14 protein-coding genes and 1 pseudogene are annotated in these 23,522 nt (G+C 69.1%); 9 read left to right on the top strand and 6 right to left on the bottom strand.

Annotated elements, in window-relative coordinates; all coding sequences use genetic code 11:
- Positions 1-6: 6 nt before the first annotated feature.
- Genes OG963_RS04415 through OG963_RS04405 form a run of 3 tightly spaced genes read left to right on the top strand, consistent with a single transcriptional unit; the run spans position 7 to position 3,487 of the window.
- Complete coding sequence (locus tag OG963_RS04415) at positions 7-1,200, top strand: lycopene cyclase family protein (protein ID WP_371798472.1); 1,194 nt, start codon at positions 7-9, stop codon at positions 1,198-1,200.
- Entirely contained in the window at positions 1,197-1,937 is a 741-nt protein-coding gene (locus OG963_RS04410; RefSeq protein WP_371798471.1) for a class I SAM-dependent methyltransferase, read from the top strand. The genes OG963_RS04415 and OG963_RS04410 overlap by 4 nt, the downstream gene beginning before the upstream one ends.
- Positions 1,934-3,487, top strand: coding sequence for an FAD-dependent oxidoreductase (locus OG963_RS04405; RefSeq protein ID WP_371798470.1), 1,554 nt, complete (start codon positions 1,934-1,936; stop codon positions 3,485-3,487). Before OG963_RS04410 ends, OG963_RS04405 begins: the two co-directional genes overlap by 4 nt.
- A gap of 138 nt (positions 3,488-3,625) precedes the next feature.
- Here OG963_RS04405 and OG963_RS04400 read toward each other — a convergent pair whose 3' ends face one another.
- From OG963_RS04400 to OG963_RS04380, 5 genes are all read right to left on the bottom strand, one after another.
- The gene (locus tag OG963_RS04400) at positions 3,626-4,642 is read right to left on the bottom strand and encodes a DUF5914 domain-containing protein (RefSeq protein WP_319741488.1); all 1,017 of its coding nucleotides are present in this window, start codon (positions 4,640-4,642) and stop codon (positions 3,626-3,628) included.
- Positions 4,639-5,634, bottom strand: a complete 996-nt coding sequence (locus OG963_RS04395; RefSeq protein WP_319741487.1) for a phytoene/squalene synthase family protein — start codon at positions 5,632-5,634, stop codon at positions 4,639-4,641. Before OG963_RS04395 ends, OG963_RS04400 begins: the two co-directional genes overlap by 4 nt.
- The gene (locus OG963_RS04390) at positions 5,621-7,189 is read right to left on the bottom strand and encodes a phytoene desaturase (RefSeq protein ID WP_319741486.1); all 1,569 of its coding nucleotides are present in this window, start codon (positions 7,187-7,189) and stop codon (positions 5,621-5,623) included. The genes OG963_RS04395 and OG963_RS04390 overlap by 14 nt, the downstream gene beginning before the upstream one ends.
- Positions 7,186-8,328 carry a polyprenyl synthetase family protein gene (locus OG963_RS04385; protein ID WP_371798469.1) on the bottom strand — a complete coding sequence of 381 codons (1,143 nt, stop codon included), beginning with the start codon at positions 8,326-8,328 and terminating at the stop codon, positions 7,186-7,188. The genes OG963_RS04390 and OG963_RS04385 overlap by 4 nt, the downstream gene beginning before the upstream one ends.
- A 677-nt stretch (positions 8,329-9,005) precedes the next feature.
- Positions 9,006-9,932, bottom strand: a complete 927-nt coding sequence (locus OG963_RS04380; RefSeq protein WP_327420305.1) for a hypothetical protein — start codon at positions 9,930-9,932, stop codon at positions 9,006-9,008.
- A 587-nt stretch (positions 9,933-10,519) separates the two neighbouring features.
- Between OG963_RS04380 and OG963_RS04375 the strand changes: the two are divergent.
- From OG963_RS04375 to OG963_RS04365, 3 genes and pseudogenes are all read left to right on the top strand, one after another.
- A pseudogene (locus OG963_RS04375) lies at positions 10,520-10,715 on the top strand (IS5/IS1182 family transposase); the annotation flags it as partial.
- An 876-nt stretch (positions 10,716-11,591) separates the two neighbouring features.
- Entirely contained in the window at positions 11,592-12,794 is a 1,203-nt protein-coding gene (locus OG963_RS04370; RefSeq protein WP_371798468.1) for an IS701 family transposase, read from the top strand.
- A 124-nt stretch (positions 12,795-12,918) separates the two neighbouring features.
- Positions 12,919-13,155 (top strand): hypothetical protein, encoded by a 237-nt coding sequence (locus OG963_RS04365; RefSeq protein WP_107063692.1) that lies wholly within the window; start codon positions 12,919-12,921, stop codon positions 13,153-13,155.
- A 145-nt stretch (positions 13,156-13,300) separates the two neighbouring features.
- Here OG963_RS04365 and OG963_RS04360 read toward each other — a convergent pair whose 3' ends face one another.
- Positions 13,301-14,452, bottom strand: a complete 1,152-nt coding sequence (locus OG963_RS04360; protein ID WP_371798467.1) for a hypothetical protein — start codon at positions 14,450-14,452, stop codon at positions 13,301-13,303.
- A 650-nt stretch (positions 14,453-15,102) separates the two neighbouring features.
- Between OG963_RS04360 and OG963_RS04355 the strand changes: the two genes are divergently transcribed.
- From OG963_RS04355 to OG963_RS04345, 3 genes are all read left to right on the top strand, one after another.
- Positions 15,103-18,003, top strand: coding sequence for a M4 family metallopeptidase (locus tag OG963_RS04355; RefSeq protein WP_371798466.1), 2,901 nt, complete (start codon positions 15,103-15,105; stop codon positions 18,001-18,003).
- A gap of 416 nt (positions 18,004-18,419) precedes the next feature.
- Positions 18,420-19,418 carry a LuxR family transcriptional regulator gene (locus tag OG963_RS04350; protein ID WP_371798465.1) on the top strand — a complete coding sequence of 333 codons (999 nt, stop codon included), beginning with the start codon at positions 18,420-18,422 and terminating at the stop codon, positions 19,416-19,418.
- A 301-nt stretch (positions 19,419-19,719) separates the two neighbouring features.
- The gene (locus OG963_RS04345) at positions 19,720-23,475 is read left to right on the top strand and encodes a S8 family serine peptidase (protein WP_371798464.1); all 3,756 of its coding nucleotides are present in this window, start codon (positions 19,720-19,722) and stop codon (positions 23,473-23,475) included.
- Positions 23,476-23,522 lie beyond the last annotated feature (47 nt).

Genomic DNA, 23,522 nt, shown 5'->3' with positions numbered 1-23,522 from the left:
GAAAGCATGTCAGATGTGGTCATCGTCGGTGGTGGAGCAGCAGGCCTCAGCCTGGCGTACCGGCTGGCGGAGAGTGCCGCCGCCACCTTCACGGTCGTGGAACCGCCGGAGGGGGCGCAGCGTCCGCCTGAGCGGACGTGGTGCTACTGGGAGCTGGGCAAGGGCGACTTCGACGATGCGGTCCACGCCTCGTGGTCGATGCTGCGAATCCATGGGAAAGACGACAGCGAGGTCACCGTGGACCCCGCCCCGCTGCGCTACCGCATGCTCCGCTCCGCGGCATTCGAACGACTGGTACACGCCCGCGTGTCCCGCTCGCCCAACGGGAGGATCGTGCGCGCCACGGCGGACATTGTCCGCAACACGGGCGACGGGGCGGAGGTCCGATGTACGGCCTCCGACGGCCGGACGCTCACACTTCGTGCCCGCCACGTCTTCGACTCGCGCCCCCGACCCACCCTGCCACCGGCACGCACACAACTGATGCAGCACTTCTGCGGCTGGTTCGTACGCACGGGCACAGACCGGTTCGATCCCGTGGTCGCCGACCTCATGGACTTCCGCGTGCCGCAACCGCGAGGCGGGCTCGCCTTCGGCTACGTCCTGCCGCTGGCGCCAGACCGGGCGCTTGTCGAGTACACGGAGTTCTCCCGAACCCCGCTACACGCAACAGCGTACGACGCGGCGTTGACCGACTACACCCGTAACGTTCTGGAACTCGGCCCGTTCGTCGTGGAGTCGACGGAGAGCGGCGTCATTCCCATGACAGACGCGCGCTTCGCCCGCCGGATTGCGCCCGCCGTCTTCCGAATCGGAACCGCGGGCGGTGCCACCCGCCCGGCGACCGGCTACACCTTCGCCGCGATCCAGCGGCAGAGCCGGGCAGTGGCCGCCAGCCTGCGCGACGGCCGCGTCGTCGTGCCCCCTCCGCACGGGGCGCGGGCACTCGCCATGGATGCGGTACTGCTGCGAGCCTTGGACACCGGGCGTATCGACGGCCCCGACTTCTTCACCGGCCTGTTCCGCCGTGTCCCACCTCAGCGCCTGCTGCGGTTCCTCGACGGCGACACCTCGCCGTGGGAGGAATGGTGCATCGGCCTGCGCACCCCGATCGGCCCCATGATGCGGACCGCCATCGAACTCCCCTTCCTGGCCCGCCGCTTCCACCCAGACCCACGCATGGGAGACAACCACCGATGACACTGCTGCGCGACCACGATCTGGCACGCGCCTTCGACCACGCGTCCGGCACCTACGACAGCCTCACCGCTCTCAACCCCGGCTACCGCACCGACCTCCTCCGCTCGGCGCGCCGCCTCAAGCTTCCCGATGACGGAGCCGGACTGAACGTACTCGACCTCGGCTGCGGCACTGGTGCCTCCACACGGGCCCTGCTACGGGCCGCACCCCGCGCCCGGATCACCGCGGTCGACGCCTCATCGGGGATGCTGAAGCGAGCGCTTACCAAACCGTGGCCAGCCCGCGTGCGCTTCCTGCACCTGAGAGTCGAGGACATGGCGACGGCGGGTGAGGGCCCCTGCGACGCGGTCTTCGCCGCCTACCTCTTCCGTAACGTCACCGATCCCGACACAGTCCTCGAAACCCTCCGGACCATCCTGTTGCGGCCGGGTGGACGCCTAGCCGTCCACGAGTACAGCCTCAGCGGCTCGTCGGCGCACCGCGCCCTATGGACGGCGGTATGCCGCGGCGTAATCATCCCGGCGGGCACGCTCAGCGGCGACCGCGCCCTCTACCGTCACCTGTGGCGCAGCGTTCTGGACTTCGACACCGCGCACGCTTTCACCGCCCGCCTTAACCGTGTGGGATTCACCGAGGTGCGCGCGACCCCCGTCGCTGGATGGCAGACCGGCATCGTGCACACTTTCCTCGCACGAACCCACCACGTCATCCCTTCGACGGTCGGAGGCGGCCGGTGAGCGCGCGCGCCCGTGCCGTTCGGCGAGGCCGCGACCGGAAGGCCGAGCGGTGGACGCCCTTTCCCGGCCGTGAGCGTTTCGCACGCGATGACGCTCCTAACGTCGCCGTGGTCGGTGGCGGCATCGCCGGCCTCGCCGCGGCCACCCTGCTCGCCGAACGAGGTGCCCGCGTCACCCTCTACGAACGCGATGATGCGCTCGGCGGCCGGCTCGCGGGCGGGCTCACCCGTCTGGCCGATGGTTCCGAGGCCACCATGAGCCGCGGCTTCCACGCCTTCTTCCGGCAGTACTACAACCTACGCGGCCTGCTGCGGAGAACCGACCCCGGACTCGACCGTCTGCGACCGCTGCCCGATTACCCCCTGCAGCACAGCGGGGGACTGACCGACGGATTCGCCCGCGTTCCTCGGACACCGCCCCTGAGCGCGCTCGGATTCGTCGCTCTGAGCCCAACGTTCAGTTGGCGCGATCTCGCCGCCATGGACGCCAGGGCGGCACTGCCCCTCCTCGATGTCCGGGTGCCCGCTGTCTACGAACGGTTCGACATGATCAGCGCGACCGACTTCCTGGCAAGCGTCCGCTTCCCGGAGGCCGCGCACCATCTTGCGTTCGAGGTGTTCTCACGCAGCTTCTTCGCCGACCCACATGAACTGTCCGCCGCGGAACTCCTGCTGATGTTCCACATCTACTTCCTCGGCTCCGCGGAGGGCCTGCTCTTCGACGTGCCGACCGAACCCTTCCCGCAAGCCCTGTGGGAACCGCTCGGCGACTACCTCCAGCGCCTCGGGGTGAACGTGCGCACCGGCACGCCCGTGCATGGCGTACATCCGCACGACGAGCGGGGAGTGCGGGTACTGACCGACACCGATGAACACCTCTGCGACGCGGCGGTCCTGGCCCTCGACTCTGGAGCTCTGCGCGGCCTTGTCGCCTCGTCGCCCGGTCTGGGCAGCCCTGTGTGGCGGGACGACATCGCCGCGCTGCGCACCGCCCCGCCCTTCCTCGTCTCCCGGCTCTGGCTGAACCGCCCCGTCCACGCCGACCGCCCTGGATTCCTCGGCACCAGCGGCTACGACGGGCTCGACAACATCAGTGTCCTGAATCACTACGAGGGTGAGGCCGCCCGTTGGGCTGCCCGGACCGGCGGCTCGGTGGTGGAACTACACGCCTACGCCGTCGCCGCCCACACCACACCGCAGGCGGTGCAAGACCACCTCGTCAAAAGTCTGCGCCGGATCTACCCCGAAACACGAGGCGCACGGATCGTGGACGTCCGGCACGAGTGGCGCTCCGACTGCCCGCATTTCCCGGTCGGCTCATACCAACGCCGGCCCCCGGTGCTGACCCCCCACCCTCGAGTAACCCTCGCAGGCGACGCGATCCGCTGTGACCTGCCCGTTGCGCTCATGGAACGCGCGGCCACCACCGGGTTCCTGGCAGCCGGCGCCCTCCTCGCCAGGTGGGGAGTCCGGGGGCAGATACTGTGGACGGTGCCCAGGGCCGGCCGCTCACCTGTGCTGCGGGCTCTCGGGGCATGGGCACGACGCTGATCACCCGGTGTAGGCGATGCTCCCACCCGGCCGATGCCGGGCCAGCGCACAGCCCCGCTCCCCGACGGTGAGCGGCCCAACCGACTGCCTCGGGGCGCTACGAGAGCCCCGTACGCGTCCGTCCCCTGCTGAGGCAGATTATCCGGGGAAGCGGCCCGAGCGCCGCAAAGCCCAGCGCCGCTCGGCGTAGGCGAGGTCGTCTCGCCAGAGCCGCCCGGCTGCTCTGCGCATCAGCGGGCGCAGCGCGGGTGCGGCTGCCCGTGCCAGAGCGAATCCCCTGCGGTCCGAGGCCGCGATGATCGCTTCGATCACCGCTGTACTCTGCACGGCTTCACTTTCACCGGTCAGTGGCGTCGCGTGCGTTTCCACCACGGACGTAGAGCCCTCTCCCTCCGTGATGCGCATGACCACCGTGCGCGGTTCGGGCGCGGTGAACTCCGCCCGGACCGGCACCACCAGACGGCCAGTCACCCGGAAGGAGACATGGACGACAAAGACGTCGTGCTGGGCGTGCTGGTCACCGAGCAGGGGCCGAGTCACCGTCAGATCGACGAACGAGTAGGGGTGGAACCACGAACCGTGCCACGGGTCCAGGCGGTTGGCGACCACGTCCTCCGGTTCGCACCGCCCCACCGACGTGAACACTGCGTCCACCCCGCTGCCCGCCGCCGGCCGTACCGGCACCACGGGACGCTCCGAAGGCTCTTCACCACCGACCGTGTCCAGCCGCACCCACACCAGGACGCCGTCGTCGTACACCGGGTACGGGTCCCAGCCGCCGAACGATCCGCCGTCCAGGGACAGCCCGTGCCAGTGACACACCAGCGCGCCGCACACCACCCGGCTGTCAGCCAGCGGCGCACCGAGATGCGGGCAGACACCCGGCCCCGCGTGCAGCTCACCACCGTCCGACCGCCAAAGGACGACCTCGACGCCGCTTACCGTCCTGGCGTAAGGACCGCCGCCTTCACGCACATCCCGGGAGGCGCCAACGACGAACCAATTGCCAGACGGGCGAGCCAACGCCCGCTTGAGGGCCCCGTCGATCAGCGCCGGACGGGCCTGCCGCCAGGTCGGCGTCTGCGTGGCCCAGCCCGACCGGCGGCGACGCCGCAGGGGCGTTGTCCAGTCGGGCCGGATCGCTCGTCTGCTCACTTCGCAGGTCCTTCCGTCGGGACTCCGGCGCCGTTCGTTCGGGGTGCCTGAGGAGTCGTGCGTGCACGCCACCGCGCACCCGCGACGCGTACGACTCCCGCGGTGGCCGTGGCCGCACGCCGTCCCAGTGACACCACAGCGCGGTGGTGGAGCACCGCATAGTCCTGGTGAGCGATCGCGTCAAGGATGCCGCCGTAGAGCGTGAACGCGGTGCGGATACAGGGGCGGGCCCGCGGATCGAGCATGGCGATGCCCGGTTCCGCTGCTTGGTAGACCCTTCTCGTCATGGCCTCGGCAGCGATGAGCGCCGCCCGGATGCGTGGGTCACGGCGCCCCGTGCGGCGGCTCCACTCCAGCAGTGTCCTGTCCACGCCGTGTGCGGTGAGCAAGTCAGCCGGTAGGTACACGCGGCCTCGGTCCAGGTCCTCGCCCATGTCCCGCAGGAAGTTGGTGAGCTGGAAGGCTACCCCGAGGGCCGCCGCATGCGGCGCTGCCTCCTCACGAGGAACGACGGTGCCGAGGACGGGCAGCATCTGCAGTCCGATGACGGCCGCCGAGCCGTGCATGTAGGCCCGCAGATCGTTGTAGGTCGGATAGTCGGTGACGTGCAGGTCGCTGTACATCGAGATCAGGAAGTCGGCGAAGAGCGAGTGGTCGATGCCGTAGCGCTCGGCGGTGTCGGCGACGGCCCGGACGACGGGGCCGTCTCCCAGGCCTGTCCGTAGTGCTCGCGCCAGGTCCCTCTCCAGAGACCGCAACCGCCGGCCACGCTCCGTCGAATTCCGTGGCTGGTCGAGTCCGTCCACGATGTCGTCCGCCCAGCGGGCGAAACCGTACAGAGCGTGTACCGCGGACCGGCGTTCCACGGGAAGGAGACGGGTGGCCAGGAAGTACGACTTGCCGTGGCGAGCGTTGAGCCGTCGGCACTGGGAGTAGTCGGCGCGCAGGTCCGGCTCGGTGATCCCGGCGGCGTCCAGTTCACGACGGGTCATGGATGCCTTTCATGTTTACGGCGGCACCTGAACGGTGCGATGCCGGGCGGCGGGGAAATGCCCGTGTTCTGCGGGCGCCGCCAGTGACGCGTGCGGCGGCGAGCTTGCCGCTGATGAGTACTGTCGGCACCCCCACCCCGGGAGTCGTGCCGCAGCCGGCCAGTACGACGTTCTCCAAATGCCGCACCAGGTTGCGCGGCCGGAAGGGGCCGGTCTGGGCGAACGTGTGGGAGACCGAGAAGGGGCTGCCGGCTGCATGCCCCTGCGCCGCCCAGTCAAGCGGCGTCACCAGGAGCTCCTCCTGGATGCTGTCCGCGAAACCGTCCAGACCACGTCGCTGCAGCTCGGCGACCAGGCTGTCACGGTAGCGGGGTCCCAGGTCTCGCCAGTCGGTGGCGGCGGGGCCAACATCCGTGTTTGGGCAGGGCGCCAGCACGTAATGGAGATGCCTTCCGGGTGGGGCTAGGTCGGGATCGTGTGTCGTCGGCCGGGTGATCAGCAGCGACGGGTCGCTCATTAGTCTTCCCGAGCGAGTTAGTTCGTCGAAAGTGCGTTCCCAGGCTGCACCGAACGAAAGGGTGTGGTGCGCGAGGCCGGGCCACGTGCGGTCGGTTCCGGCGTGCAGGATGACAGCGGACGGTGAGCGACGCAGACGTACCGGGCGCCGGGGAGCGCGTCCCAGCAGCTGGTGCGCGGCTGGCAGCTCGCAGGACAGCACCACCACATCACACGGAATCCGCTCGCCCGAGGCCAGCCGTACGGCACGTACTCGGCCCGCCGAGCGTTCCAGCGCCGTGACCTCGGCCGACCAGCGGAACTCGACACCCGCCTCTGCCGCCGCGCTTGCCATCCCGCGAGGCAGGGCGTGCATCCCCCCCTTGGGGAACCAGACGCCGGCGACAGTGTCCATGTAGGCGATGACCGCGTAGGCCGCGAGCGCCCTGGCCGGGGCGACTCCCGCGTACAGGGCTTGGAAGGAGAAGACACGGCGTAGGCGAGGGTCGGCGAGGAAGTGGCCGATGCGCCGGTCCAGACGCCCAAAGCCGCCCAAGGCCGCGAGGTGAGCCAAGTCTGGGTGCAGGAGCTGGAATGGGGAGTCGAAGTTCGTGTCGATGAAGCGCCGCATCTGCGCCTGGTACAGCCGCCCCAGCCAATCCCGCAGTTCGCGGTATCCGGCTGCCTCGCCGGGTCCGGCGAACCGCCTGACCTCGGCCTCCATCGCCTCGCAGTCAGTGTGTACGTCTAGTGAGGACCCGTCCGCGAAATCTGCCCGGTAGGCGGGGTGCAAGGCTGTCAGCTCTACGTGGCGCTCCAGGCTGTCGTCCACGGCCGCGAAGGCTTCGTCCGCCAGGTGCGGCATGGTCAGCACGGTGGGCCCCGTGTCCACCTCGTAGCCTCCGAGACGAACGCGGCCGGCCCGGCCGCCGGGGCCGGCGTCACGTTCGATGACCGTCACCCTGCGTCGGGCGCCCAGCAGATGTAGGGCGCAGGCGAGGCCGGACAGCCCGGCGCCCACCACGACGACGTGGTCCGTTGGCCCCGATACTGTCCTCACACGCCCTCCCCGGTGCGCTTCGGCGGCAGACCCGAAGCTCGCTCCACCAGTGAGGCGAACTCCTGCCGCACGAAAGGCTCCGCACCGGTCCGATCGAAGTGCCGTAGGCTCGCCGCGGCCAGCTCCGAGATCTTCGCCTCCACGACGGCTCGCGCACCGGTCTGCTCCAGTACTGTCCGCATCCGGCATACGGCGTCGTCCGGAACAGGAGCCTTGCCCGGCGCAAGCGCGTCGGCCGCCTCCTCGTTGCCGGAGGTATCGGCGATGCTATGGCCGACGGCCAGTAGATAGGTGAGCTTGCGCGTTCGCAGGTCGTCGTCGGCGGGCTTGCCCGTCAAGGCCGGGTCGCCGAAAGCGCCGAGCAGGTCATCGCTGAACTGGAAGGCCAGCCCGGCACAGCGTCCAGCGGAGCGCAGCGCCTCCAGAATGGAGGCGTCGGCACCGTTCAGGGACGCGCCAAGAGCCAGCGGGCGCTCGACCGTGTACAGGGCGCTCTTGAGCGTGGCGATTCTCACCGCCTCGTCGAGTCCGGACGATCCGGTGGCTTGCGCCCGAATGTCCCGGTACTGCCCGGCGACCATTTCGGTGCGCATAGCCTGCCACTCCCGGTGGATCCGGACACCGAAAGGCGAGGCAAGTGCCGTTTCGGTCAGCAGGTCGTCCGCCCAGGCCAGGGCAAGGTCGCCAGCGAGTACCGCGACCGAAGACGCGAACGTCTCGGGCGCGCCTGCCATCCGTTCGTCAAGGTGCATACGCGCGAGGTCCACGTGCATCGCCGGTGCACCCCGGCGCATCGGCGATCCGTCCATCACGTCGTCGTGTATGAGAGCGCATGCCTGAACCAGTTCCAGAGCCGCACCCGTGTTTACTACCGCCGCGGCATCACCCCTTCCGCCGGCCGCCCGCCAGCCGCACCACGCGAACGCCGAACGCAGCCGCTTCCCACCGCGTCGGACGAATGCCGATACGCGATCGGCAACCTCCCGCGCGAAGACTGGATCCGCCTCGCGAGCTCGGCACAGCCCTTCGTCGAGGATCTGCCCGAGCGCCACCTCGACGGCATGGACGGCATCGCGGGTCGTGAGAGCTCCGTCGACCGACCCGACAGGTTCGGCCACAGCTGGCCGCAGTCCCAGCATGGACAACCCCTTCTCGTCGCCTGCAAACCAGTCGAGAGCGCTGGTCCGGATGCGCTGATGTCTGCCCCGTGCGAGCGTCAGATTGGAGGCGGTCACCCCACCGGCCCAATGGCAGCGCTGTCATGGCGGTTACCTCGCGCGCGTTCCTGCCGGTGTACCTCGTCCAGGTCACCGAGCCTCTCGAGCTGACCCACGGGCCGGGCGGCGCGATGGTTGTGGCGGAGCTGTCGCGGAATCGGTCGAGAATCGTCCAGTAGCCACCGGTGAGGGGCAGGAACCTTCCCTCGCCCCGCCCGGTCCCGGTTCTGGGGGGCGAGCCAGCGTCGCGGACTGCGTACCGCCGGATGGCCTACATGGGGTTTGAGTCAGGGGGGTGTGGGCTGGTTGAGTGGATGAGTCGTCCGGTCCACGGGACCCTCACCCACCTGCGGCCGGACGACGAATCCGCCCCCACACTCGGGAGGGGGCGGACTCAAGCTGGGTTAGAACTCGCCCCCGAGCACCCCGCCCCCTGTCTCTGGCCACGGCTACGGCCGGGGCAGGGGGCGGCGTTGTGCGTCCAGGTCATCAAAGCGTGGTGCCGATGTGCCGCTCTCGGTCGGACTCGGCCCGTGATCTCGTCCCTATCACGGGTCCAATCGGGCAGCCCTGCGAGGCGCTCCTCGACCTCCGTTGACTCATGCACATTCATGGCTGGCCTCCGATGGTCCGGGTGTCGACTTTCGACGTCCCTTGGGTTCAGCCGACGAGGCGGGGGTGCGCGGCTGTGGTGAGGGCACGCCGAGGCATTCGATCAGCAGTCCTTCTCGGGTGGACCAGGGGCAGATCTCAACGTTCTTGGCCCCGCAGGCTTCCATGAGGGCTTGTGCGATTAGGGCTCCGGCCAGGGACTGTTCGGCGCGGTGGGGGGAGATGCCCGGCAGTTTGGAACGGCGGGGCGGTCCGGCGGCGGCCAGCAGGGAGACTGACGTGCGCAGTTGGGGTAGTGCGAGCTGCTGTCCGGCTCGCGGTGTCTTGCCCTGAGCGGCGGCGAGCCGGGCGAGCTGTTCGAAGGTTTTGGAGCAGGCCAGCACCCGCCCGCCCAGCTCGGCCTGCGGCAGGCCGGGGACGGCTTCCAAGAATTGGCTGAGGTGTTGCCGCACCTCAGCCAGTCGGGGTGGGGATGGTGCGGTGCCGCCGGGAAGCCAGTCCCGGGTGATCCTGCGGGCGCCCAGCGGCAGCGAGTAGACAACGCGGGGCCGGTTTCCGGTGCCGGCAGCGATCTCTACCGTACCGCCGCCGATATCCAGTACCAGCAGCTGCCCGGCCATCGAGCCTGCCCACTGGCGGGCGGCCACGTAGGCCAACCGCGCCTCCTCCTCGCCGGTCAGCACGTGAAGGCGGGTGCCGGTGGTGCGCGCCACACTCGCGATGATCTCATCGCGATTGGGTGCGTCCCGGATCACGGAGGTCGCGAACGCGAACACTTCCGGCTCCCGCAGACGCGGGTCAGCGGCGACGGCCGCGGCCACTGCCCGTTCGACGCTCTTCACGCCAGCCTTGTCCAGCCGCCCCTTGCGATCGAGGGCCTCGTGCAGTCTCAGTCGCACCTTGCGGGAGAACACCGGCTCCAGCACCGTACCCGGACGCCGTCGCACTACCGTCAGTAACGCACTGTGGCACCCAACATCGAGCACACCTGCCTGCCGCATCCCATTGCCTCCCCTGGCCCCGCCTCGACCGGGGCTCCTACCTTGATCCTCCGACGGCCCCGACGGCGGCGCGACGGGGCTTCCAGCCCACCGCGTGAGCCAATCGTCACCATCTGTGCAGTCACCATCTGTACGCCCTCCGCCGCGGCCCACGGGTAGAACTGCGGACGATTTCCCACCGAACGATGGACTGAAGAGGGCTCGGGTACAGGGCAGTTGCGGCAGCCTTGTCGGCTCTCCGTCACCTGTCAGTCGCCGTCCCGGCACTCAGCGTCTGCAGAGGTTCGACGAAAGAGTCTGCGCTTACTCGCCCGCTGCCGCGCCGACGCCCGCGTTCCCGAGGCTGGCTACTTCCGGCTGATGGCCCGCAGCACTGTACCCGCGCGAGATCGAGGACCAGGCCGTGGTGCGCCCGCTGAACCGCGCCCGCTCGAAGTCTCGCTTTGAGTGGGCCAGCTTTGCCGCAGGCGCCCTGATGGTCCCGCGACCGGCAGGCCCATCGGCAGAACCGCGGCGGCAAGGGTTGGCGGCCCGCCGGCTTCGACCGGGCCCGGTATGCCAGCAGGAACGAGGTCGAGCGGACGATCAACACTCTCAAGGGCTTCCGCGCCGTTGTCACGCGATTCGACAAACGGGGCTTACGTCTTCCACGGCACCGTCACCTTCACCGCGATCCGTCTCTGGCTTCGCTCCTGAGCCCTTCTCGCCTACGTCCGATCCGCCCTGGCCTGCCGCAGGACGGGGCGGTTGGCGGATGTGTACTCGTCCGCGATGTTGAACACGCTGGCACAGTGTGGCATTGAGCCATGCCGAAGAGGTGGGCGATGCCGTCGGCGAGTGCCTCCCGCCCGTCACGGCAGTCTCATGCATCCACCGGCCGGTGCCGGAAAGTTTCTCGGAAGACGCCGGCCGTAGGCCACGACGGTCCACGTCGCCCAGGTTCCAGTCCCGGATCGCTGAATAGCGCCCGTGGTCCCCGATGGCGATCGTCACTTCCACGGCACAGCTGGGGCAGGCCAGGCGGTAGAAGTCGTCCGTGAAGTCCCCCAGGACGGCACTCCAGTGGTACTCCTCCATGGCCGCGAGCCATTCGAGGAAGGCCGCGAGGCAGTCGACCGGCCGCGATTGCAGGTGCCGGTCCAGCAGCTTGCGGAACTCCGCGATCGCGTCGACGCAGTTTGCCAGCAGATCATCGCAGCCGTGGTGTCCTGCCGCGCGTCGCAGGATCGTTCCCGCCAGTCGACGCGCCGGTGCGCTCCTGAAGGCAAGACACATCAGGCGCGGCAGGGCGGCAAAGCTGGCGGGGATGACGAGGTCGTTCTCGAGGACCAGCCGGTATCCCAGCTCCTTCCATGCTGCCGCGTTGTCCTCGAGCTCTACCTGTTCCAGAAGGGCGGGGACGCGATCGACATCCCGGTAGCAGTCGTGCATCTGCGTCCAGTTCACCACCTGGGCATTAAAGCGCCTCATGGCAGCCAGGGCGGGCGCCCCCGTTCCTGACTCACCGGACAGGCCCTAATGCTGCAACGGTTCTTGTCGTGACTGTTGGCCAGGTTCTTCGTTGGTCTGGTTATGGGTGGGGACCTTGCTGATGTCAGGTTGTGGGCCGGGGAATTGAGTGCGGTGCACGAGCGGTTCGTGCACCGGTTCAGTCGGCAGGAGCCGCGGGATTCGGCGCTCGCGTATATGCGGGGGCTGATCGCTCCGCTGGAGCGGAAGAATGGCTGGACGCTCGCGGAGGAAGCCGGGCACACAGGACCTGACCGCATCCACCGGTTGCTGAACCGGATCGAGTGGGACGCCGACGAGGTCCTGGACGACGTGCGCGAGTACGTCGTGGAACATCTCGGGGATCCGGACGCTGTCCTGATCGTGGATGACACCGGCTTGCTCAAGAAGGGGATCCGCTCGGCAGGGGTGCAACGGCAGTACTCCGGCACCGCCGGACGTACCGAGAACAGCCAGATCGGTGTGTTCCTCGCCTATGCGACGGGCCGGGGCCGCACGCTGATCGACCGCCGCTTGTATCTGCCCACGTCGTGGACGGACGACCGTGAACGATGCAGGCGTGCTGGTGTCGACGACAGTGTCGCCTTCGAGACGAAGGTGGCTATGGCCAAGGCGATGGTCCGCCGGGCGATCAGAGACAGGATCCCGTTCCGGTGGGTGACCGCGGATGCCGCCTATGGATATAGCAAGGGCTGGCGGTCCGAGCTGGAACAGGCGGACGTCTTTCACGTGATGGCCACCACCCGGCACGACACCGTCGTCACCCGCTGGGCGATGGATCACCCCGTCCACGACCTGTTCACCGGACTGCCACGGCAGAAGTGGAAGCGTCGTTCCTGCGGCGCCGGGGCCCACGGCCCGCGGATCTACGACTGGGCACGAGTGGAGGTGAGGCCCTGGCATCGCGAGGACCGCCGGCATTGGGTTGTCGCCCGCCGCAGCGTCAGCCGGCCTCACGAGATCTCGTACTACATCGCCTACTGTCCCGCCGACACCACCCTGGACGAGCTGATCTCAATAGCAGGCAGCCGGTGGGCTGTTGAGGAGTGCTTCCAGACCGCGAAGCAGGAGTGCGGCCTGGACGACTACCAGGTCCGACGCTATCCCGGCTGGCACCGCCACATGACTTTGGCCATGGCCGCCCATGCCTGCCTGACCGTCCTGCGGGCCAGGGAGCTAGACCTGGACGGGGAAAGCGCAGAAACGGATGGCGTTGGCCGCTGCTGCCGGGATCCCGCAGCTCTTCCTCATCGCGGACGTGACTGACTGGCCGCGCGAGTGGTATTCCTGCCGCGGCTTCACCGAGATTGGCCGCAGCTACTCATTCCTCAACCGCTGACGGCAGGGACGAACCGGGGCCAGTCCGGGACCGATGATTCGGGGGTCCGGGGTGGCTCGGCCAAAACCGTCCGAGGTCGATGACGAGTTGTGGGCGGTGATCGAGCCGCTGTTGCCCAAAGTCGAGCTCGGAGCACCTGTCGACATCGACCAGCTCCAACGACGGATCGCCCTGCTCGAACAGGACCTCTCCGAGAAGCGGGGCGAGCTCGAAGAACGGACCGAGGAGCTTGAGGCGGCTCGAGCTGCAAACCGTGAGCTGACCCGGTCCCTCAACCACCGGTCCTGACCTGCTGAGGTCACAACGTATTTTTCCCGGGGGCCTGTCAGCCCCCGGGAAAACCCCGGCCTCAGAGTTAGACCTCGCCGCCGCCGATGACGTCCATGCAATGACCCAGCACGTCAGTACCAGAGCGCCAGCGGATGGGTGGCGGTCACCAGTCGCGGCCGTAGTCCGCGCCTTCGATCAGCGCCGCGCGAGCGGCGGTCAGGTCGCAGCCGGTAGCTGTCTGTGCCTCGTCCACCAAGAAGTCCAGAGCTTCGAAGAGTTCCTCGCGTTCCACGGTCTCGATGAAGGACGTGCGGCTGTCCAGCGCGTTGAAGGCAGCGCTGAAGGCGCGCCCGATCTCGGCGATGTTGCCGTGGTCCTCGCCACCGGTGACCTCGGTGAGAAAGGCGTCCCGGGTGGCCTTGTACTGGGCAACGGCCTTGCGGTACCCGGTGCGGGGTATGTGCTCGCGGCCGTCCCAGTCGCGGAGCGGGTTGGTGGCGTTGGCGGCGACCCATTCGGGTTTGCGGGCGCCGCTGACGTCGAGCTGCACTCCGTGTCGCACGTGGGGACGCCAGGTCTTGCGCATCGCGGTCGCGTAGTCCGCCGGAATGCCGTACAGCGACACCTCCTCCACCTCTGGGACGTGGCGCGGCAGCAGACAGTCGGATGCATCCATCCCAAACAGCTCGCTGATTGTGAGCGCCTGCAGCCGCGGCAACTTGTTCAGGGCCGCCGCCGAAGTGAGCGAACCCAGTTTCCCCGACAGGGACAAGCGGGTCAGATCTGGGAAGGCGGCGACGATGCGGGCGCAATCGAGCTGGGTGATCCCGCGGACGGTGAGGTGTATGACGCCCGCCCGCACAACGCCAGGGGTGTGTTCGTCGGCAAGTTCGTCGGCTGTGCACGTCAGCGCGTACGGGGCATTCCAGTCCTTGCGATTGCCGCTATCCCAGTGCCGCTGCCGGGCCAGTTGTTCGCCCCGCCCCCACACCGAGGCATAAGAGCACGAGGGTCCGACCACCAGCGACGGCAGGGAGCCGATCACTGTGAAGCTTCTCGGAAGGACCCACGGTTGGTTGCAGTGGGAGAGTTTTCCGCCCCAGCTATGGTGCGTGAGCCGGAGCGGCTGCACGTCGCCCAGGTCGGCCACGGCGACAGGCTCGGGCCCGGACCAGTCCAGTTCGAGAACCGCGGCGCACTTTGCCGCAGGGTCGATGCCGGTGATCTGCGAGGCGGTCCAGCCACCGAGCGCATCGGAGTACACCGTGACGACGTCGCCCACGGCGACCGGCCTCGGTGGTTGGTCTCGTCTCATCCCCGGATGCTAGCGGGCTGCGTCCGACCCGGTGCATCCGATACCCCAGCACCCATACTCGGGTAGCTGTGGGAACAGCCTCGGCACTGTAGACCTCGATCTCCGTCACAGCCCGTGGCACCGCCTGATCGTCAAACCGACGGCTCACCCGAATCGGCGATAGCACCACAGCTGTTGCTGTGGCTACCGTTGGCACTCCGCACACTGAGCTGCACAACCTCTGCTTCTGCTACCGCGCGACACAGCGCCTCCCCCAGAGAAGGAAGAAGGACGCCGCCGGACTGGTCGGCGTCATCAGGCTCAGGGCTCGCCCTCCGACCGCGGCGTCTGCCGCTGGAGGGACGGGTACAGCTGATGGCCACCTACCCGCGGACCAGCCTCAGACTGCGGCAGTCGGCCTCGCTGTTCGGAGTGTTCACGTTGATCGCCGGGACTGTTGGAGCAGTCGACACGTGTCCACCAGGTACGTCCTGGCCGAGGGCGCCGGTTTCACACTTGCGCAACTGCACCTATTCCCCTCGGACTTCTCCTTGTCATGGTGCGCGTGTGGCAGCGAAGGTGCAGGGCGAGCCACGGGCGCGATGGTGCGCCCTCAACTGACGCCCGACTACCGGGCCCGGGCTGCGCCGGGCCGTCGGAGGCACTTGTCCATGCCATCACACATACGGCAACGAGTTGTCCGTAGACCGGGCCACGCCGGTCCCGTCGCCCTGCTCGCTGCGACGCTCCTCCTGGCCGTCGGCGTGACCTCTCCCGCGCATGCGGCCGCGTCACCGGTCGTGGGCAGTGATGCCGCGGGACCGGCGACGGACACTCCCGCTCTGGTGGACGGGTTGGCCGACGCGGTGGACGCGTCCGTGCCGGCCGCGACCGCGGCCCGTACGCATCTGGCGGGCCACAAGTACCGCTACCACATTCCCTCCCCCCACCGCGACCTCGTCGCGGACGCCGTGACGGCGGACGCCGACGGCACCGAGACGGTGCGTCTGGACCAGAAGTACCGGGGAGTGCCGGTTCTGGGCGCCCAGTACGTGGTGCGCATGACCCACAAGAACGGCAAGCGGACTGTCACCGGTACATCCGGCTCCTACTTCACCGACCTCGATGTCGACACCGCCCGGCAGACCCTCGCCGCCAAGACCGCCGTGGACGACGCGGTGCGACACGTGCGGAACGAGCTGGCCAGGGGCGGCTATCTTCCCAGCCACGCCAAGAACGGCACGGACGCCCTGTCGGGCGCCGACCGCGGACTGACCATCCTGCCCACGGGCAGGGGAGTCCTGGCCCGCCATGTCACCGTGCGCGGCTCCGACCCGGCCACCGGCGCGCCGGTCGTGCAGGAGGTGTACGTCGACGCCGGCACCGGCATGGCGTTGTTCGAGTCCGGCGGGTTGCCCACCTTCGCCGCGCCCGGACAGACCGCCGGCGCCCGCCCGAGCGGCACTCCGGTCAAGCGGAGCAAGGCCGGCCGGTCCGCATCCACATCCGAGGACGGGTCGGCGAGCGTCACCGGAAGCGGCACCCTGCTCAACGGCTCCACCGTGCCGCTGCACCTCACGAAGGACGACGCCACCGGCACGTACCTGCTGCGCGACACCGCGCACATGGCCGATACCGCGCAGCACAACGTCATCCAGACCTGGGACGCCTCCAGCGTCTGGTACCAGGACGTCTCCGGCCAGTGGCCCGACACCGTCGTACCCTTCACCTCGCCCACCCCGCAGGTCAATTCCGACCTGACCGACTCCGGCGCCGTCGACGCGCACTGGGCGGCCGGAGAGGTGTACGAGTTCTACCGCGACACCTTCCGGCGCAACAGCCTCGACGGCCAGGGCATGGCCATCAACTCCCTGGTCGGTGTGACGGATTACGGCAGCCCGTTCGTCAACGCCTTCTGGGACCACACCAAGATGGTGTACGGCACCGGGGACGACGAGTACCGCTCGCTCGCCTCCGACCTGGACGTGGTGGGCCATGAGATGACCCACGGCGTGGTCGAGCACACGGCGAACCTCGTGTACTCGGGCCAGTCCGGCGCGATGAACGAGGCGCTGGCCGACTACTTCGGCAACGTCATCGACGTCACCGTCAACCACACGCCGATGAGCGACCCCGACGCGGGCCTGATCGGTGGCGACCTGTGCCGGACCCGTACGCCCCGGGAATGCGCTTTCCGCGACCTCAACGGCGGTGCCACAACTGCCCACTTCCTCGGCGTGCCCCTCGGCGCGTCCGGTGACAACGGCGGCGTGCACCTCAACTCCACCATCTTCAGCGGCGCCCTGTGGGACATGCGCGAGAGCCTCGGAGGCGCGCTGGCCGACAAGATCGTCTACCGGGCGCTGACCTCCTACATCACCCCGCTCGACGGCTTCGACGAGGGCCGGGACGCGGTCGTCGCCGCGGCCAGGTCGCTCGGCGTCAAGGACGGCCGGTTGGACGTCGTGAAGGGGGCCTTCGGCGCCCACGGCATCGTCCCGGGCTGGGAGAAGAGCCTCGGCCTGGACAGCAATGTGCTGCTCGGCAGACTCGGCACACTCCCGCAGTACGTCGGCACCGGCAACGCGCCCAGCGCCGGAGGCGGTTGGTGGGCGGTGCCGAAGTCCAGCCCCGACGGCGTCGACCCGTACTCGGTGTGGGTGGGCCGCATCGACGGCAAGGGGCGGCCGCACCAGGTCTCGCCGGACGACGGCCGGAGTCACATGAGCGCGGTCACCGACGGCAAGCGCGTCGTGTGGGTGGCGGTCGGCAACGTCCCGGACGACCCGTGGTCCCACACGTACGACATCATGTCGGCACCGGTGCAGGGCGGTAAGCCGAAGACCCTGTTCAGCGCACCCTCCGAGGTCACGGGTGTGAGCGTCGACGGCGGCACAGCGGCGTGGTCCTACCGGGACCCGGCGAGCGGGCTCCTGCGGGTCTACTACCTCAAGGGCGGTTCCACCGTCCCGCAGCAGGTGCCGATGGCCCGTGACCACAACCAGGCCTCGCGGCCGGTCGTGAAGAACGGGCGGATCGCGTACATCCAGGATGGCTTGTTCGACGGGGCGTACGGGGTCCGGTTCGAGATGTACGACATCGCGAGCGGCAAGACCACGGCCCTGGGCACGCCCTCGCAGCCGGAGTGGATCAGTAACCCGGTCATGACCTCGTCGGATGTGTACTGGCTCATCGACACCGACTACACCGACCAGGATCAGACCACCCTGCGTCGGGCGCAACTCGACGGCTCTGACGGTGCGGTGGTCACCGACGTCATCCCGGAGAAGAGCGACCGCGCCACACCGGCCTACGGTCTCACCGCCACCGACTCCGCGGTCACCCTGACCGTCTACCCGGCGTGGGGTCAGGTCTTCGACGATCCCAACGACTCCCTGGCCAAGCTCTACCAGTTCACCCCGGACGGTGCCCCACTTGGTCGTGTCTCCTGCAGCGTCGGCCAGCAGTCCAATGCGGCGGCCGACACCGGCAGGCGTGTGCTGTGGATGGACACCACGACGACCGACACCGACCTGGTGACCCGGAACCGCCCGGCGGGCACCTGCGCCTGAGTTCTCCGTCCAACCACAGGCCCTGCCTTGTGTGCGACTACCCAGCAGCACGCAAGGCGGGGCCGCCCTCTTCCAGAGATCTTCCTGCGTGAAACGCGCTTGGTGCGGCAAGTGGATCGCGGTAACAGCAGGCCGGCCACCTTGGACCACATGCGATGCCTGAAGAGGTTCGTTGCCCGTGAGCGCGGTGGCGGGCCGTGAACGCACCGCACCTCGCCGCGTGAAGCCGTCCGCTACGCGCCCACCTGGGGTCCCGCCGCCGGCCCCGCGCTGCACGGCGGGGCCGGACCCGAAGACGGAGAGGCGGCGTCCCCCGCGCAGGCGGCCGAGGGGCGAGAATCATCCCGGCCGCCGCACAGGCTCGTCAGGTTCTGAGCGGCCTTCGCAGGCGGTGGTCGGTGACTTGGAGGGTTCTGATGGAGGATGCTGTGCCGCTGGATCTGGTCGGGGTGGACTCCGAGGCGGAGAAGGTCTATCGCCACCTGCTGGCGCACGGCGGCGGGACCGTCGAGGACGTGGTGACGGCGCTCGGGGTGACGTACCCGGAAGGGCTGGCGCTGCTCGAACGACTGCACCGTTTCGGGCTGGTCAGCCGTCGTACCTCGGGGGAGTTCCTCACTGTGGATCCCCGGCACGCGCTGCGTGCGCTGGTGGAGTCGCGCGAACGGCAACTGGCCTCCGTGCGCGACGCAGCGGGCTCCCTCGGTGCGATCTTCGACACAGTGAGGCGGGCCAGGAACGGCGGCCACGGGACACTCGTGATCAGCGGGCCGGAGGCGGTCGGCGACCGCTACTACCGGCTGAAGCAGGCCGCGCGCGCCGAGTTCTGTTCCCTGGACCGCCCTCCGTTCCTGCTGGCGCCGAACGGGCCGCTCGACGAGGCGGCGGTGGGCCGTGGCGTTCGGGTGCGCGCCGTCTACGCGGCCGCCAGCTTCGTCGCGGACGGCAGTTGGCAGGAATTGGGCAGCCTGGTGTCGCGGGGAGAGGAGGCCAGGATCATGTCGACGCTGCCGATCAAGCTCGCCATGGCCGACAGGTCGGGTGCCATGGTGTCGTTGAGTCTGTCCGCCGGGAACACCGAGTGCCTCTACACGGAGGCGCCCCCGCTGCTGGAGGCACTCGCGGAACTCTTCGAGCGCTACTGGGCGGCCGCGTCCCCGCTCGCAGGCACCCCCGGTCCAGGTGAGCCGTTGACACCACCGGCCGGTCCCCTGGAGGAGGACCGCAAGCCCACGGACGAAGAACGGAACCTCCTCGCGCTGTTCGCGGCCGGCGTCAAGGACGACGCGATCGCCCGGCAGTTCGGGATCTCGTCACGGACGCTGCGGAGGCGTATCCAGGACCTCTACGCGGAATTGGGGACGACCAACCGATTCGGAGCCGGCGTCGCGGCGGCGCGCCGCAACTGGGTCTGAGCGCGGCGGCGACACCTTCGGGTCGCACCACGGGCCTTAACTGTTGATTGATGCAACAAGCCTGCATTCAAACATAATTGACGGAGCGTCAATTCACCTCAATGCCCTGGTGGAGCAGAGTCACGTTCTCGCGGCCGTCAACGAAAGTCTGAGCCTGTCCAATTGGGAATTTCCCTGAGAAGAACTGCCGCCTGTCCACTTGAGGACAATGGCACCCAAGGGACATGACTTCTTCTTTACAGCGAGGCAAAAGAATGGCTGACTACGCACATCTTTCGCACGCCTAGATCTTGAGGTCCCCTTGCGTATACCACCGTCCCCCAGAGGCGGGCTGACACTCGCGGTCGCCGTCCTCGTGGCGCTGACGACCACCGGGCCGGCCGCGTCAGCCGAGACCCCCACCTCTCCCACCGCAGCCACCGCCGGACGCCCCGAGGCCACGGGTACCGTCACGCTGATCACCGGTGACAGGGTCGCGGTGACCATCAGCAACGGTCGTACCACCGCGACCGTTTCCGATCCGCAGGGCAGGCCCAGCGGCGCCCATGTCATGTCGGTGGGTCCCGACACCTACGTGTACCCCGACACGGCACTGCCCTACATCGCGTCAGGCGCACTCGACGAGCAGTTGTTCAACGTCAACGAACTACTCAAGGATGGTTACGACGACAGCCACAGCGACCGGCTGCCGCTGATCGTCACCTACACCGATGCCGCCGCCCGCGCCCGCAGCGCGAAGACCCCGGACGGCGCGCGGAAGACCCTGACGCTCAGCAGCATTCAGGGGGCCGCGATATCCGCCGAGCACGCGCGGGTGACGGACTTCTGGTCCTCCCTCACCGGCACCGCGCAGGCCCCGGCGGGGGCGCGCCCGGCCGCGACCGCGCAACCGTCCGGGCACCTGACGGGCGGTATCGCCAAGGTGTGGCTGGACGGGAAGGCCAAGGCGACGCTGTCCGACACCACCGCGCAGATTGGTGCGCCCGAGGTCTGGGAGAGCGGGGACACCGGCCAGGGCGTGGACGTCGCCGTACTGGACACCGGGATCGACGCCGCACACCCGGACTTCGCGGGGCGGATCGCCGCGTCGGAGAGCTTTGTACCGGGCCAGGAGGTCACCGACCGGCACGGTCACGGTACCCACGTCGCCTCGACGGTCGCTGGAACGGGCGCAGCGTCCGGTGGCAAGGAGAAGGGTGCCGCTCCGGGTGCCTCGCTGCACATCGGCAAGGTCCTGGACAACGACGGCAGCGGTCAGGACTCCTGGATCCTGGCCGGCATGGAGTGGGCGGCGCGCGACCAGCACGCGAAGATCGTCAGCATGAGCCTGGGCGGCGGGCCCACCGACGGCACCGACCCGCTGAGCCAGGCCGTGAACCGGCTCAGCGCGGAGACCGGGGCACTGTTCGTCATTGCCGCGGGCAACACCGGCCCGGAGGCCTACAGCGTGAGCGCACCGGGCGCGGCGGACGCTGCGCTGACGGTCGGCGCGGTGAACGGTCCGGGCAAGGGCGTGGACCAGCTGGCGGCGTTCTCCAGCCGCGGCCCGCGCGTCGGTGACAACGCCGTCAAACCCGACCTGACCGCCCCGGGTGTCGACATCCTCGCCGCCCGCTCGCAATACTCGGGCGAGGGCGAGGGTGCGTACACGACGATGAGCGGCACATCCATGGCGACTCCCCATGTTGCCGGCGCCGCCGCCCTGCTGGCGGCGAAGCACCCGGACTGGAACGGGCAGCAGCTCAAGGACGCGCTGGTCAGCACCACGGCGAGCACCCGGCGGTACAGCCCCTACCAGGGCGGCAGCGGCCGGCTCGACATCGCCGCGGCCGTGAAGGCCACCCTGGTCGCCTCCGGGTCCGCGTTCGCCCAGGCCCACTACCCGTACCCGCCGGGCCAGACGGTCCGCAAGGACGTCACCTACACCAACATCGCGGCCGAGCCGCTCACCTTGGACCTCGGCCTCGTCGCGGACAACATCCCCGACGGGCTGTTCACACTCACCGACACCCGCCTGACCGTGCCCGCGCACGGCACCGCCACCGTCGGCGTGATCACCCACCTCGACCAGGCCGCTGACAACGGCGCCTACACCAGTCAGCTCACCGCCACCGGTTCCGACGGCACGGTGCGCGCCCGCACGCCGGTCGGCGTCAACAAGGAGGGCCGGCGCGTCAAGCTGTCGGTCTCCGCGAAGGACCGCAAGGGCGGAGCCCTACCCGGCACCCTTGTGCTGAAGGACGTCGACCGGGACACGATTCCCAAGGTGTACACCGTCGACTCCTCCGGCACTCTGGACCTCAGCCTGGTCCCGAGCAACTACGCGGCCTGGATGTACGCCGACGTCCCTGGTATCGACGGCACGCACGCGCTGGGCCTGGGCCTGTTCTCCGCGCCGCAGGTCGACCTCGGCAACGACCAGTCGCTCCGCTTCGACGCCGCGGACCTCCACAAGGCCGCCGCGTTCACGCCGCAGCCGACCGCCAACAGCTTCATGCGGGTGGACCAGTACCGGTCGAATCGCGATCTGTTCCCGTTCCTGGACAGCTACATGCCGGAGTACTGGCGGTACGACAGTCTCTGGGTGGCCCCGACGCCCAAGGTGACGCACGGCTCGTACACCTTCGCCACGCGCTGGCGGCAGATCCAGCCACCGCTGACGTTCTCCCTGGGCTCCCGGACGTACGACAGCGCCGTCGTGCAGAGCCTGTCCCCGGTGCTGCCCGAGGGCAGCACCGCGTACCGGGCCGTCTGGGCCGGGAACGGTTCGGCCGCGGAGTTCGGCAAGGTCAAGGTCCGCGGCCAGGTGGCGGTCGTCCGCCGCAGCGACTCCGTGTCCGCCCCGGACCAGGCCGCGGCCGCGGCGACGGCTGGTGCCAAGTTGCTGCTGATCCTCAACGACGGCTACGGAAAGCTGGATCCCTGGGCCGACCTGCCCGATGCCGCCCCGCTGCCGGTGGCCTCGCTCGGCACCGATGACAGCATCAGCCTGCGGAGCCGTCTCAGCGGGTCCGGAGCAGGACCGCTGAAGGTCGTCTCGCACCCCCACCCGCGCTATCTGTACGACCTGGTCCGGCACTACGACGGCGCGATTCCCCGGACTCTGACGTACCGGCCCGGTCCGGGCGATCTGGCCCGGGTCGAGGAGTCGTTCCGCGACACCAAGCAGGGCAAGGCTCTCCAGCTGCGTGACGACCTGTCCGTCGGCTCTCAGTCGCCCATGGGCAGCCAGGCGACCCCGGTCGCGGCCCAGGGCACCCTCACGTCGTGGGTCACGGCGGGTCCCGGCGTCACCTGGGTCGCCCAGACGGGCCTCAACGACCTCGCCCAGCAGGGCACGCCGCACTCCTACAAGGCGCGCGGCACTTATCGGGAGACCTGGCTCGCTCCCATCCAGCACCCGCGGCTCCTCAACGATGCCGTCCACCGCGCCCCCTTCAGGGTCGGCGACGTCATGAGCCCGTCGTCGCTGACCGCCTGGGGAGACTCCGGCGGCCACGCGGGCGTCGTCTGGGCCGACGGAGACACCTCGAAGGTCTCGCTCTACCAGGGCGACCAACTGCTCGGTGAAACGGCCAACGAAGGGATCTTCAGCATCGAGGGCCTGCCCACGGATCCGCGGCCCTACCGCCTCGTGGTGGAGGGGAAGCGGGATCTGCCGGGCCGGCCGTACTCGACCCGCACCCGCACCGATTGGAGATTCTCCTCCAGCACCACGGACTACACCGTTCTCACGCCCCTGCCGCTCATCCAGCTGGACTACGCGGTGGCCACCGACCTGTCCGGCCGGGCAGGACGGCGGACCGCGCTCTCCGTCACGCCCTCGCAGTTCAAGGGCGCGGCAGGTGCCGGCACGATCCGGACCGTGACTGTGGAGGTCTCCTACGACGACGGTGCCACCTGGCACCGGACCACGCTGCGCCACAAGGGCGGGGTCTGGAAAGCGTCGCTCGACGCGCCGGCCAAGGCCCGGTTCGCCGGCCTGCGCACAACCGCGCGGGACGACAAGGGCAACACCGTGAGCCAGACCGTGATTCGCGCCTTCGGTCTCAAGTAGGCCCGTCGGCCTGACCTGTGGGCCCCTGTTCGATCCGGCGTGAACAG

The organism is Streptomyces sp. NBC_01707, assembly GCF_041438805.1.
Lineage (GTDB): Bacteria > Actinomycetota > Actinomycetes > Streptomycetales > Streptomycetaceae > Streptomyces.
The sequence above is the reverse complement of the archived record's forward strand: the minus strand, read 5'-3'. Positions and strand labels throughout refer to the sequence as shown.

Coding starts and splice junctions, on each gene's coding strand:
- OG963_RS04415 (WP_371798472.1), top strand. CDS start 7: ATGTCAGATGTGGTCATCGTCGGTGGTGGAGCAGCAGGCCTCAGCCTG.
- OG963_RS04360 (WP_371798467.1), bottom strand. CDS start 14,452: ATGAGACGAGACCAACCACCGAGGCCGGTCGCCGTGGGCGACGTCGTC.
- OG963_RS04350 (WP_371798465.1), top strand. CDS start 18,420: ATGGAGGATGCTGTGCCGCTGGATCTGGTCGGGGTGGACTCCGAGGCG.
- OG963_RS04355 (WP_371798466.1), top strand. CDS start 15,103: ATGCCATCACACATACGGCAACGAGTTGTCCGTAGACCGGGCCACGCC.
- OG963_RS04385 (WP_371798469.1), bottom strand. CDS start 8,328: ATGCTGGGACTGCGGCCAGCTGTGGCCGAACCTGTCGGGTCGGTCGAC.
- OG963_RS04370 (WP_371798468.1), top strand. CDS start 11,592: ATGGGTGGGGACCTTGCTGATGTCAGGTTGTGGGCCGGGGAATTGAGT.
- OG963_RS04410 (WP_371798471.1), top strand. CDS start 1,197: ATGACACTGCTGCGCGACCACGATCTGGCACGCGCCTTCGACCACGCG.
- OG963_RS04395 (WP_319741487.1), bottom strand. CDS start 5,634: ATGACCCGTCGTGAACTGGACGCCGCCGGGATCACCGAGCCGGACCTG.